General features: G+C 38.0%; 13 protein-coding genes and 1 riboswitch. Of the genes, 10 read left to right on the top strand and 3 right to left on the bottom strand.

What is annotated here, in order from left to right; all coding sequences use genetic code 11:
* Positions 1–329: 329 nt before the first annotated feature.
* The 3 genes from B2W36_RS09550 to metE all read left to right on the top strand — a co-directional run bounded on the left by B2W36_RS09550 (position 330) and on the right by metE (position 5,636).
* Entirely contained in the window at positions 330–2,162 is a 1,833-nt protein-coding gene (locus B2W36_RS09550; RefSeq protein ID WP_293887597.1) for a sensor histidine kinase, read from the top strand.
* A gap of 101 nt (positions 2,163–2,263) precedes the next feature.
* A complete protein-coding gene (locus B2W36_RS09545; protein ID WP_209577652.1) occupies positions 2,264–2,953 on the top strand; it encodes a response regulator transcription factor in 690 nt (229 codons plus the stop codon).
* A 188-nt stretch (positions 2,954–3,141) separates the two neighbouring features.
* A riboswitch (SAM riboswitch) is annotated at positions 3,142–3,245 on the top strand.
* 78 nt (positions 3,246–3,323) lie between these two features.
* Positions 3,324–5,636 carry a 5-methyltetrahydropteroyltriglutamate--homocysteine S-methyltransferase gene (gene metE / locus B2W36_RS09540; protein ID WP_313447695.1) on the top strand — a complete coding sequence of 771 codons (2,313 nt, stop codon included), beginning with the start codon at positions 3,324–3,326 and terminating at the stop codon, positions 5,634–5,636.
* 98 nt (positions 5,637–5,734) lie between these two features.
* Here the strand turns inward: metE and B2W36_RS09535 are convergent, their stop codons facing one another.
* Positions 5,735–6,262, bottom strand: a complete 528-nt coding sequence (locus B2W36_RS09535; RefSeq protein ID WP_293887596.1) for a tetratricopeptide repeat protein — start codon at positions 6,260–6,262, stop codon at positions 5,735–5,737.
* A 423-nt stretch (positions 6,263–6,685) separates the two neighbouring features.
* Between B2W36_RS09535 and B2W36_RS09530 the strand changes: the two genes are divergently transcribed.
* Positions 6,686–7,276, top strand: a complete 591-nt coding sequence (locus B2W36_RS09530; RefSeq protein WP_293882028.1) for a helix-turn-helix domain-containing protein — start codon at positions 6,686–6,688, stop codon at positions 7,274–7,276.
* Between the two features lie 31 nt (positions 7,277–7,307).
* On the opposite strand, the gene B2W36_RS09525 is transcribed toward B2W36_RS09530, so the two are convergent.
* On the bottom strand, positions 7,308–7,673 hold the full coding sequence (locus tag B2W36_RS09525) for a hypothetical protein (RefSeq protein WP_209577646.1): 366 nt from the start codon (positions 7,671–7,673) through the stop codon (positions 7,308–7,310).
* Positions 7,674–7,847: 174 nt separating this feature from the next.
* Between B2W36_RS09525 and B2W36_RS09520 the strand changes: the two genes are divergently transcribed.
* A complete protein-coding gene (locus tag B2W36_RS09520) occupies positions 7,848–8,243 on the top strand; it encodes a single-stranded DNA-binding protein (protein WP_293887595.1) in 396 nt (131 codons plus the stop codon).
* Positions 8,244–8,356: 113 nt separating this feature from the next.
* Here B2W36_RS09520 and B2W36_RS09515 read toward each other — a convergent pair whose 3' ends face one another.
* Positions 8,357–9,016, bottom strand: coding sequence for a helix-turn-helix domain-containing protein (locus tag B2W36_RS09515; RefSeq protein ID WP_293882033.1), 660 nt, complete (start codon positions 9,014–9,016; stop codon positions 8,357–8,359).
* 90 nt (positions 9,017–9,106) lie between these two features.
* On the opposite strand from B2W36_RS09515, the gene B2W36_RS09510 reads away from it, so the two are divergent.
* The 5 genes from B2W36_RS09510 to B2W36_RS09490 all read left to right on the top strand — a co-directional run bounded on the left by B2W36_RS09510 (position 9,107) and on the right by B2W36_RS09490 (position 13,333).
* Positions 9,107–9,496: a YbjN domain-containing protein gene (locus B2W36_RS09510; protein ID WP_209577641.1), complete on the top strand. Its 390-nt coding sequence runs from the start codon at positions 9,107–9,109 to the stop codon at positions 9,494–9,496.
* 4 nt (positions 9,497–9,500) lie between these two features.
* The gene (locus B2W36_RS09505) at positions 9,501–10,208 is read left to right on the top strand and encodes a PspA/IM30 family protein (protein ID WP_293882037.1); all 708 of its coding nucleotides are present in this window, start codon (positions 9,501–9,503) and stop codon (positions 10,206–10,208) included.
* Entirely contained in the window at positions 10,195–10,389 is a 195-nt protein-coding gene (locus tag B2W36_RS09500) for a DUF4177 domain-containing protein (protein WP_293882039.1), read from the top strand. The genes B2W36_RS09505 and B2W36_RS09500 overlap by 14 nt, the downstream gene beginning before the upstream one ends.
* A gap of 12 nt (positions 10,390–10,401) precedes the next feature.
* Complete coding sequence (locus B2W36_RS09495; protein WP_293887594.1) at positions 10,402–11,127, top strand: OB-fold-containig protein; 726 nt, start codon at positions 10,402–10,404, stop codon at positions 11,125–11,127.
* Positions 11,128–11,215: 88 nt separating this feature from the next.
* Positions 11,216–13,333 (top strand): flotillin family protein, encoded by a 2,118-nt coding sequence (locus B2W36_RS09490; protein ID WP_209577633.1) that lies wholly within the window; start codon positions 11,216–11,218, stop codon positions 13,331–13,333.
* The last annotated feature ends 45 nt before the right edge of the window (positions 13,334–13,378 follow it).

The raw sequence follows: 13,378 nt of genomic DNA, 5'->3' as shown, positions 1-13,378 counted from the left end.
CTCTTGGTTATCCTAAATTGAAATAAAAATAGCTTACATTAGCTTAATTAGATTATATATCTATAATACGGTAAAATTCTTCATATAAGCTATTACCCACACTAATTTACAAACAACCACATCTATTTTTAAATAGATCGCTGTTAAACATTGTTAAAACAGCTTCAAAACACATTAGCATCTTTATATTTGTAACAATTTAGAAAATGAGCTGTCAATCATGGGGCTATCAGAAGTAGGCCTCAGGATAAATATACAAATGGAAACAAACGATACGCTATAAACTTTGTGATACAGTAAAAATTATATTTATTTAACCCTCTATTCAAATGAAGAAAAATAGCATTGTATTAATCATTGGACTGATGTCATTGGCCCTTATCGGTGTTTTGGCTATGCAATTCTATTTTTTAAGAGATTCTTATCGTCAAAAATCCCAATTGTTTGATGAATCCGTCAATGCTGCGATAACAGCTGTTGCGGGAAAGTTGGAACGGAGGGAAGTTGTTGACTTTGCTAAAGTTCAACAGGAACGAAATCTTGAAAAATCCAAACAAGAGCAGGCAAAACAACGCCTTTTAGCCGAGCAACTCGAAATCCAATATAGAATTGAAGAGTTAAAAAACAAGCAGCATACTATTTTCTCCAACTTCAAAGAGCAAGAAGATCAATTACGTGCGTTATATCCGAATGTCATCGAAATTAAAAATTCATTTTATGAAACATACATCAAGAGACCGGAGTACCAAAAATACATCAAATTTTCTGTTTCAAATGAGCTTACCGATGACAATCTAGTACAAGCCTTCATCATGCTAAACGCATCGAAGGTAGATGATCAGGTGAGCGGAAAAGATGATAGTACGCGCTTTGTTATTCCTTTGCTCGATGGCTTGGTTGATCAGCAAACCAAATTCAGGGTAGCCACCTTACCTCCAAGAGAGAATGCAAAACTTACAAAAACGATCGCTGATTTAGAAAAAAGACTGGATGTGCTTAATAAAAAGAACTCTTGGTCGGGGTTTAACGTTTATGATTCTGTTGCCATGTTGGGCGGTAAAAAGGCTGACTATATTGAAGATGTGGCTATTGGAATGGAATTAGCTAAACGCCCATTGAAAGATCGACTGAATATTATCATCGTTCAAGAGCTTATCAAAGAGGAATTGGCTCAACGCGACATTAAAGCGCCATTTAATATCGAAATATGGAGCACAAACAATATTTTACTCAATAATATCCTTGACGAAGCGGCTTTAAAAAATCCTTCAAATACAACACGGTACTCCACTGCTCTCTTTAAAGGCGACATTGGTGCTGCACCGGGAAAATTAACGATTTATTTCCCAAACAAAAAGGCGATCATCGCAGATAATATGGGCTATCTCCTTTTGCCTATGCTTGCGCTACTTTTTTTATTGGTGGGATGTTTTGCATACACGCTGATTATCATCTTTAGACAAAAGAAAGTTTCGGAGATGAAAACAGATTTTATCAATAATATGACACATGAGTTTAAGACGCCAGTTGCGACTATCATGATTGCTAGTGAATCGCTTAAGGATCCCGATATCAATGCCGACCATAAACGCGTTCAAAAATTAGCCAATATCATCTACGACGAGAACGTTAGATTAGGAAATCACATCGAACGTGTACTTGATTTAGCACGATTAGAAAAAGAAACCTTAAAACTAGATCAGGTAGATGTTCATATTAACGATCTTGTTTCTGCTGTTACGGACAGTATGCAACTGAGAATGCAAAATATTGGCGGAAAATTCACTATTGATCTGGCAGCCACGAAAGATGTCGTCGTTGGCGACGAACTGCATTTCTCAAACGTATTTTATAACCTATTGGATAATGCAATTAAATACAATAAAGGTGATCTACATGTGAGTATACAATCAAAAAACGTCGGGGATAGTATTGTGGTCACTATAGCTGACAACGGTATCGGTATGAGCCGAGATCACCTTCAAAAGATTTTTGACCAATTTTACCGGATACCGACAGGCAATGTCCACAATGTAAAAGGATTTGGTCTTGGTCTAAGTTATGTACAAGATATTCTGAGGAGACTGAACGGAAAAATTACGGTTAAAAGCGAAAAAGATAAGGGCACGACCTTTGAAGTAATTTTGCCTACAAAAAAATAAAAGGTTCCTTTTTTGTATATTTCCTCTGTAAAAGAATTTCAAAGGTAGAGGAAGCTGATTTATCAGCATCAAGGGAATTCGTTAAAATTAAAGTATTCATTATGCAAAAGATATTATTAGCAGAAGACGATCCTAATTTGGGGGATCTTTTAAAAGACTATCTCGAATTAAAGGGAAAATTTGACGTCACACTATGTACAGATGGTGATGAAGCAATATCCCAATTCAAGAAAAATAACTATGACCTCTGCATCTTCGATGTCATGATGCCTAAGAAAGACGGCTTCTCTGTTGGACGTGAAATCAGAAAAACAAACAATACTGTTCCAATAATCTTTGCCACAGCGAAAGGTATGATGGAAGATAAAACTGAAGCTTTTGAACTTGGAGGAGATGATTATATCACCAAGCCGTTTCGGGTTGAGGAATTGTTACTTCGCATCAATGCCCTGCTAAAACGCAGTGTTCGGGATAAAGAAGAAGAGGTAGTTGCAGACAAATTTGAAATTGGCGATTATTTCTTTGATTACACAAGTCAGCAGATTTCCTATAAAGGGCAGATGCAGAAACTATCGACTAAAGAAGCTGAACTATTACGCCTGCTCTGCCTAAAGAAAAATGATGTATTGACAAGAGAGGAGGCTTTATTAAAAATATGGCATGATGACAACTATTTTACTGGTAGAAGTATGGATGTCTTTCTCAGTAAACTTCGAAAATACCTGAAAGAGGATAGTAAAGTGGAGATTGTCAACGTGCACGGAAAAGGTTACAAACTTTTGGTAAGCTAAAAAAAAGGGGGAATGAGAAATACAGTCATTCCCCTTTTTTATGCTGCACAGCGTATTGGTGCATGACATACACAAATTCATGGATGAAAATAAAAGAACAAAACAATTTCATTCTTAGTAGAATATAAAAAATAGACGCACTTTTATAAAAAATTTGCATTTCAAAAAGAAATGTGCTAACTTAGCGTCGCTTATAGAGAAAGGCAGAGGGAATAGACCCGATGAAGCCTTAGCAACCTGTCCCTTGACAAGGTGCTAAATTCTACCCTATTTGATAAGGGAATGATAAGCCGAAGTCACCGAATTCTAGTGTGTCCTTCTCTCTCTAGCAAGAAATATAGTTGAAAAAGAAATATTAAAAACATTCATTATGTTATTGACTAACAATTTAGGTTACCCTCGTGTGGGCGCGTTCCGCGAATTGAAAAAAGCCAATGAGGCCTATTGGGCTAAAAAATCTTCTGTTGAGGAATTATTGGACACAGCAAAAAAAATTCGTGAAGGCAATTGGAAAACACAAAAAGATGCTGGAATAGATTTGATTCCTTCCAATGATTTCTCTTTTTACGATCAAGTATTGGATTTAACCCTCACTGTTGGTGCAATTCCTGCTCGTTACCATTCTTTATTGAATAAAGTAGACAACAATTACAGCTTAGATCTATATTTTGCAATGGCCCGCGGTTTCCAACAAGAAGGAATTGACGTAACTGCAATGGAAATGACCAAGTGGTTGGACACAAACTACCACTACATGGTACCAGAATTCACAAAAGATCAAGAATTCAAATTGACTTCTGAAAAATTCTTAAATGAATACAACGAGGCAAAATCATTGGGCATTGATACTAAACCAGTTTTACTTGGTCCGATCACTTACCTATTGATCGGTAAAGAAAAAGAAGCTGGCTTCGACAGGATCGATTTATTGGATAAACTTGTCCCTGTATATGAGCAAATATTGTCTAAACTAGCTGAAGCTGGTGCGCAATATGTTCAGATTGACGAACCTTTCTTAGCATTGGATTTAGATGCTAAAGTAAAAGCGCTATATCAGCCTACTTTTGAAAAATTAGCTGCTGCAGCAAAAAACATCAAATTAATCGCTACCACTTATTTCGAAGCGTTAAAAGATAACGAAGATATCGCGGTTAATTTGCCTATTCATGCTTTACATTTGGATCTTGTCCGTGGTGAAAACCAACTGGATACCGTTTTAGCTAAAGTTCCCGCTTCATTGACATTATCTTTAGGTATTGTTGAAGGCCGTAACATCTGGAAAAACGATTACGAAAAGTCATTGGTTAAAATCAAGCAAGCAGTTGATGCATTAGGAAAAGACCGCGTTTGGGTGGCTCCTTCTTCATCTTTATTGCATGTTCCTTTTGACCTAGATAATGAGCATAATGAACAATCATTACCTGCTGAAGTAAAAAATTGGTTAGCCTTTGCCAAACAAAAATTAGCTGAAGTAAAAGACTTAGCTGTACTGGCAGAAGGCGAAGTTGATGCGGAAACAGCGAAACGTTTTGAAGCGAACAAAGCTGCTGCTGAAAGCCGTCGCACTTCTCCATTAATTCACAAACCTGAAGTTAAAACACGTACAAGCAATATCACTGATGACGATGCAAAACGTACTTCAGCATTTGCAGACCGTAAAGCAGCGCAACAAGCGAAATTTAACTTGCCGGCATTCCCTACCACAACGATAGGTTCTTTTCCACAAACAAAAGATGTTCGTAAATGGAGAGCAGATTTGAAAAAAGGTGCTATTACACAAGCGGAATACGATAAAGCAATCGCAGAAGAAACTGAAAACACCATCCGCCTTCAAGAGCAATTGGACATCGATGTTTTGGTACATGGGGAATTCGAGCGTAATGACATGGTGGAATACTTCGGTGAACAATTAGCCGGATACGCTTTCACACAAAACGGCTGGGTTCAGTCTTACGGTTCTCGCTGTGTTAAACCTCCAATTATCTATGGTGATGTCTACCGTCCAGAAGATATGACTGTACGTTGGTCATCTTACGCACAATCATTGACAAACCGTCCGGTGAAAGGTATGTTAACAGGTCCTGTAACAATCTTACAATGGTCTTTTGTTCGTAACGATCAACCGCGTTCAACAACGACTTACCAAATTGCATTGGCCATCTTGGATGAAGTACAAGCCTTGGAAAAAGCAGGTATCAAAATCATCCAAATTGATGAACCAGCTATCCGGGAAGGATTACCTTTACGTAAAGCTGATCAAAAAGATTACTTGAACTGGGCAGTACGTGCTTTCCGTGTTTCTTCTTCAAATGTAGAAGACGATACACAAATCCACACACACATGTGTTATTCAGAATTCAATAATGTAATCGAAGATATCGCTGCAATGGACGCTGACGTTATCACGATCGAGACTTCACGTTCTCAAATGAAATTATTGAATGCTTTCGCTGGAGACTTTAAATATCCAAATGATATTGGTCCAGGTGTTTATGATATTCACTCTCCACGTGTACCCAGCAAAGACGAGATGGTAGATCTATTGCGTAAAGCAAAAGCAGTAGTGCCGGCAGAACAACTTTGGGTTAATCCTGACTGCGGATTGAAGACCCGTGCTTGGCCAGAGACCAAAGCAGCTTTAGAGTCTATGGTAGAAGCTGCCAAAATCTTAAGAGCAGAATAATTCTTAAACTATATTGATAAAGCCCTGGGTGAAATTTCACCTAGGGCTTTTTTATTGTACTCATATTAATCTAAAATTGTATCCAGATCGTGATCCTATTAACGAACAGTATTACCTTCTTTCTTACTATTTTTCCCACTTCCTTTACTAATTTCCTGTTTCCCCTTAATCCGATCCTCAATAGACTTCAGGCTTGACGAAAAATCAAGATCAACATTTTCAAGTTTCGCCATCTTTAACGCCTTCAACGCCTTTTTGTATTTTCTCATTTTTTCAAATAGAAGTGCTTTCTTTATCCAGATCCCTGCCAAGGGCATCGCCGGAAGTGTCAAAGCAAATTTAATCGTCTTTTTTGCAGCTTCATATTCTCCCATATCAATCAATGTCTGAATAAAATAAGGATATACTTCCACTGCCTGCACATTATGCGCCAAAGCTTCCTGGAAGTACCTTTTTGCCTGCTCATAATCAAACAACTGCTCGGCGTGAACTCTTCCCATCAAACACAGCGCCATTGTATTGGACTCATCATAAGACAGTGCATAGGATAAGGACTCCATGGTCTCCTCCAAATATATAGGATAGTTATCCAGCGCCTGAAGGACATATTTATTTACTGAATTCATAAAATTTTCTAAAACATAACATTCATATCCAGCTTTCATAATAACACTTGAAAGTAACTGGATTTTTAAAATTCCATAATAAGCTAAGCACATTGGAAAAATGGACTACTATTTAGAGCGCCAAGTTTTAGCCAATAGCAACGTAGGTTATTTAACGTATTAAGAAAGAAGATTAGGAAAGGGCCGTATTCTGAAGAATATTCCCGAGAATCTTCTCTGTGGACGAAGCGGGATTTTCTAATATAGCAAACATATTCTTCCGTTTTTATTAATTAATCTATTGAATTACAAAGATTCAAAATATTTACCAAATTCCCAAAAACTTGTGATTATTAATCGCTTAAATCCTACAAGGTGCTATTGGCGCATTATTGTCGCATCAATTTCGCTAAAATTTAACGACTATTTCCTCATATTTGGACTATGGAAAATCAATCAGCTAATCAATTCATCAAACTATCAAGAAAACGTAAGGGATTAACGCAACAGGAACTCGCCGATCAAGCAGGTGTATCGCTAAGAACGGTGCAACGCATAGAAAAAGGCACTGAAGAAATCAGTGGATTTAGTCTCAAACAAATTAGTCAAATTTTGGAAATACCTCTAGAACAACTCATTATGCCAAATATAAATCAAATCAGTATCGACAACAATCAAACAGGAAGTATTAAAGCTTTATATTTAGCATCGCTTACCTTTCTGATCAATCCATTATTAGGGTTATTGGTCCCAGCAATTATGGGCTATACGAAACAAAACAAAGACGCTTTATACAGTAAGCACCTAAAAAGAATAATTGTAATACATGCTGTTGGACTATTTTTTCTAGGAAGTTTCATAGGCTATATCATTATTGCAGATTTTTTTAAGATTGCACTACCGTCTTTTTTAAGCAATATCTTCAATAGTGCCTATATTTTACTCATCCCGGTATGCTATTATATCTTGATTCTAACGTTTACTATTTCTAATTATATCGCAATAAGAAAGGCCAAGTTCAGTTCTGCAAACTAAACCAATACAAATGAATCTATTGCAGTCAAAATCACAGCGGCTTCTTTTGAACGATTAACACCCAATCTTTCTCAAGCAACAGATAGCCTGTTTCATAAATAAACTGGTAAGTTTGACCTTTGTTGTTGGAAAAAATATGAGTATGGAATTTAAAATCAAACCCCAATTGTTTTAACTTTTCACGCTGTATTTTGACCATCCCCTCCCCGTTCAAGGTATCTAACAATATACGGCGATTTTTTCGCAGGATATTATTCACGTTACGCACCAAATTGGTTTGGTCGCTATTTAATTTATTATTATAGGCATTCCGACAAGCATCATCACAAAATCGCTTGTCAGAACGGCCACGTATACCCTTGCCACATTCAAGGCAAACTCTCTCAACAGAACTCATAGAAAATTACTAAACGACAACAAACGGTTACAATCGACTACAGTCGAATACAAATGGTAAACAGACGAATAAGATGTATGTCCCTTCTCATCTTTGCTCTAGATCATTCGGTGTCAAAAGCCAATGAACATCAACTAAAATAAGAATTATTGAAAACATTTAAAAATTAGACACATGAGTACATTACGTAACAAAGTACAGTTAGTAGGTCATCTTGGAAATGACCCGATCATCAAAACAACTTCCACAGGTACAAATTATTCCATATTACGTCTCGCCACCAATGATCTATTTAAGAACAAAGCCGGAGAATGGGTCGAGGAAGTCCAGTGGCATACACTCGTAGTATGGGGAAATCAAAATACGACCATAGAAAAGAAATGTCAACGCGGAACGAAGCTGATGGTTGAAGGTAAGCTCACCTATCGCAACTATGAGAACGCAGAAGGAGTAAAACAATATGTCACTGAAATTAAAGTGGATAGTTTCATGGTTTTATCAGACCCTAACAGCGATAAACAAGAACCTCCTACCCTTGAAGATGAAAGTGAAGATGATCTCCCCTTCTAATAAAAGAAAAAGGTAGGACAAGATATTAGTCCTACCTTAAACTGCATATCCATTGCTGATACATTTGTTTTTAAAGGGTAAACACACCCTTAGCCACTGAAGACTTGCCCTCATCAGATACGCTCATATTTACCATATAACTTCCAAAAATATTCTTTCTCAGTCAATATAAAATCAACTTTCTTCCAAGCATTTAGAACCAGATTAATTTCCTTATCCGCTAAACTATATTTCCCAATAAAAAATTCCTGAGCGGAGAAGTATAAACCAAAAGCGTTGTCCAGGGTATGCAAACATTCGATATCGACCTCTTCGAAAAACAAAATTACATGCGAGTTCACTATGAAATCACTTGGCGCGGGAATAGCATCCGAAAACTCAATAGCTATACATCTATTCCGGCTTTGCACAGGAAATTCAATTACCGGAAGTTCGTTGAATTTTGAAAAATGAGCGCTCGCTTCGAGAACAGCTTCCCTCTCCAAAAAAGGGATTTGCAAAAACCGCTTATTCCCGATCACCGGTACATTAGCCTGAAAATAATCATTGAAATTGAGAATTTCATTGACAGAAAGATTCCTTTCAATGAGGTGTTGCACAGGAATGCCAAAATAATTTGCAATTTTTAGAACAATTTCAATTTTCGGCTCTGCACGCATTTCTTCGTAAGAAGAAATATTCCCTCTAGTAAGATTAAAAACATCCCCGAAAGCCTGTTGGCTCATTCCTTTCACTTTTCTTAATTTCTTAATATTGTTTCCTACGTGACTCATTTTAAAAAAAATTGAATTATTTTTGCAAAATATTTTTGCATTTTATTATCTTTATGCAAAGAATATGTGCAATATATAAAAAACTTGATTATGTACTTCTCAAAAATTGAAAATTATATCGCCAATATTGGTTATACCATTACTCATAAGGATAAAAAAGAGGGGGTTTTTGTCATCGAAAATGAAGATGATGGAATTCGTAACCTCATCGTAGGCGTTGCACAACCCATCGTTATTTTTGAGCAATACCTTTTTACCATAAGCAATGAGAACATCGATATGTTCAAATCATTATTGATAAAAAATAGAGATATTATCCACGGCGGTTTTGCATTGACAGAAGACGGTACCAAAGTTATATTTCGATATACATTACAAATACACAATCTCGACCAGAATGAATTTGATGCTGCCATCAATTCGCTGAGTCTTTTAATGAGTGAATATTATAATCAGTTAATAAGTTTTTCAAAATTATAGAATAATGAATATTTTTAAGAGAATTTTCAGAATCGGTCAAGCAGAAATTCACGCGGTCGTGGATAAAATGGAAGACCCCATCAAAATGACGGAACAAGGTATCCGTGAGATGAAAGAGGACCTAGAACAATCGTTGGAAGCCTATGCCAAAGTGAAAGCGTTGGCCATACGCACCCAAAACAATGGTGAAAAGAAAAAAGAAGAAGCCCATGAATTTGAAAACAAAGCTATTCTTTTACTTCAAAAAGCACAAAAGGGAGAGCTGACAACAGAAAAGGCAGAAGGCTTGGCAAAAGAAGCATTGCTTTTGAAAAAACAGTTATTAATCGAAGCTGGAGAATTAGAGAAACAAGCAGTGATTCATCAAAGTTCAGCCGACGAGCTACACAAAAATGTAGATATTCTAAAATTCAACATATCGAAGTGGGAAAGTGAACTTTCAACTTTAAAAGCACGTGTTAAAGTTTCCAATGCAGCCAAAATGGTCAACAAACAGCTCGCTAATATCGATTCTAACAGTACAATTTCCATGTTGGAGCGCATGAAAGAAAAGGTCGAAGAAGATGAAGCCTTGGCCAAAGCATATGGTGAAATCGCAACGAGCAACAAAAGCAAGATAGATGAGATCAATGAGAACCTCGGTGGTTCTGACTCCGTCAACAATGAATTGGAAGAGTTAAAACGAAAATTAAATGGCGATGCGGAGATTTGAGTATAAAACAGTCAAAATCGAGCCCAAAGGTTTCTGGGGAACCAAATTGGATCCAGACAAAATAGACGAGATCCTGAATGATCTAGGTAATCAGGGCTGGGAATTAGTTGCGATGCAAGACTTGGAGGTCAATGGTCACTCTTGGTCGTTTCATTACACGTTCAAACGAGAAAGAATTTAAAAGAAAAATACGATGACAGAATTAATCAATATCTTATTTAATCCATTATCTAATGGAATTATGACAGTACTAACAGGTCTGTCTGTAGTGTATTGGTTATTTATGTTTCTGATGGGTGACGGAGTGAATTTCTTTGATGCAGATGCAGATATAGACCTTCACCCTACCCCCGATGTTACTGATGTTGACGGCACCCATGATATCGCACCTGAGGGATCCGATCATGCAAACCATCATCATACAAATACCGATAGTGATGGAGAACCAGGTTTCTTCGCAAAGGCGATGGATTACATCAATGTTGGAAAAGTACCGATCATGCTGATTGTGACCTTGTTTAAATTTATAGGCTGGATTATTACCATCGTTTCCTCACTCTTTATCGACGTTGCTTCATGGGGTATAAAGTCGGTCTTAATCCTAATACCGGTATTCATTATTACCTTTATTTTAATGCATTTTCTCACTAAGCCACTAGCTAAAATGTTTAAAAGCATCGGTTACAATGGCGAGGAAAGCCACGATTTTCTTGGACGAATGGGAAAAATGAGAGCGAGCATTGAAGGACAGAAAATAGGCTCCGCAGAATTTATCATTCAACAGGATCCCATCCGCCTCAATGTAGTCAGCCACAATGGGGAGAAAATCGCTTATGGAGATGACGTTATTATTGTCGACGAATCTAGGGACAAAAAATATTATTATGTCACAAAGGAAATCACCATAGACAATATTTAAAATCGATGCGGAAAACAGAATCGCCGTGTCATTCATAAGCTTCTGCAAGCAAAATTTAAATACTAAAATCTAAATAAATACGAATCATATGCTATATCAACCTCTTTTATTTTTAAGCGGCTTAAACGGAATTATATTGCTGATTGTCGGTTTAACTGTCTTTTTAATCTTTGCATTCTTTGTTGTACTGAGTGCATTCTATAAAAAAATCCCACAGGGTAAGGCGATTGTCAGGACAGGTGTCGGCGGCACGAAAGTTGCCTTCAACAAGGGTATGTATGTCGTCCCGGTTTTCCACAAGATGGAGATCATGGACATCTCCATCAAAAAAATTGAGATTGCCCGGATGCAAGGCGAAGGACTGATCTGTAAAGACAATATCCGTGCTGATATTAAGGTGGCCTTTTTTGTCCGCGTCAACAAAAACGTGGACGATGTAATCAACGTTGCCCAGAACCTAGGCTGTGATCGTGCCAGCGAACCTGAAACATTAAAGAGCATCTTCGAATCTAAATTTTCTGAAGCACTCAAGACTGTAGGGAAGAAATTTGACTTTATCGAATTGTATGAAGCCCGTCGTGAGTTTCGCGATGAAATCCTCGACATCATTGGCACAGACCTGAACGGTTATATCCTTGATGACTGTGCGATCGACTATCTCGAACAAACAGATATTGAACACTTAAATCCCAGCAATATCCTGGATAGTGAAGGTATTAAGAAAATTACCGAGCTGACTGCAAAACAAAATATCAATGCCAACTTCATCCGTCGAGATGAAGAGAAACTGATTAAAAAGCAGAACGTCGAAGCGCGCGAGGCTATCTTAGAACTGGATCGCCAACTTGCTGAAAAAGAAGAAAAACAAAAGCGTGAAATTGATAATATCAAGGCACGGGAAGAGGCGGAGATCGCAAAAGTACGTGAGGAAGAGCGCCTGAAATATGAAAGCGTCCGCATTTCGACCGAAGAGCAGCTGGCCGTACAGGAAGAAAATAAACTACGTCAGATCATCATTGCCGAGAAAAACAAACAACGGACAGATGCTGTCGAAGCAGAACGTGTGGAAAAAGACCGCGCGCTGGAACAAACCGAACGTGAGCGTATCGTTACCTTGGCTCAGATTGACAAAGAACGTTCGATTGAGACCGAAAAGAAAAGCATCCAGGGGGTTATTAAGGAACGCGTCCAATTGGAAAAAGGTGTTATCGAGGAACAACAAGGAGTCCGAGATATTGAAGTATTCCGCGAAGTAGAACGGAAGAAACAAGCAGGCGTTATCGCAGCATCACAAGAAGCCGAAGAGAAATTAATTTCTACGGTAAAAGCTGCTGAAGCAGCGAAAATTGCGGCAGAACAAGAAGCTGAGAAAAAAGTGATCGACGCTGAAGCAGCACGTAAGATTGCTGAAAAACGTGCACAGGAATTATTAATAGACGCCGAAGCGAAAAAAGAAGCATCCCTCAAAGAGGCTGAAAGCCGTAAGATCATAGCTGAAGCTCAGGCGAAAGAAGAAGCCGCATTAGGCTTGTCAGAAGCCGAAGTAATGGTTGCAAAAGCCGAAGCCGAAGAAAAGCAAGGTACAGTACAGGCAAATGTGATCGAGAAAAAAGCCGAAGCCATGCGCAAAGAAGGTTTAGCACAGGCGGAAGTTGTTCGTGAAAAAGCACTTGCGGAGGCAAAAGGTATCGAAGAGAAAGCCGAGGCCATGAAAAAACTGGATGGTGTGGGTAAAGACCACGAGGAGTTCAAATTACAGTTACAGAAAGAACGTGACATCGAACTTGCACAGATCAATATCCAAAAAGATATTGCACAAGCACAGGCTGGTGTATTGTCCGAAGCACTTAAAACAGCGAAGATTGACATCGTTGGTGGTGAAACCATGTTCTTCGAAAACATTGTACGTCAGGTATCCAATGCCAAAGGTTTTGACCATCTGATCGACAATTCCAAACATGCGACTGATATCAAGAATTCACTATTGGGCCCAGACGGCAAAGGTGATCTTGCTGAAAAAGTACGTGGATTAGCAGATAAATATGGGATCTCATCCAATGACATCAAGAACTTAACAGTTTCTGCTGCGTTGATCAAATTGCAGCAGGCAGCTACAGATGCCGAGAACGGTGAAGATGCAGGCTTTATCAATTCCCTATTTGGGTTGGCAAAAAACTTAGGCATTTCAAACAAGAAGTTGTCTTAACACATGTTAAGCCTACACATACTGCGTGTGAGATAAGCGAAAACT

Origin of the sequence: Sphingobacterium sp. UBA3549 (genome assembly GCF_002376635.1) — a bacterium.
Classification (GTDB): Bacteria; Bacteroidota; Bacteroidia; order Sphingobacteriales; family Sphingobacteriaceae; genus Sphingobacterium.
This window is presented reverse-complemented; position numbering and strand designations above follow the sequence as displayed.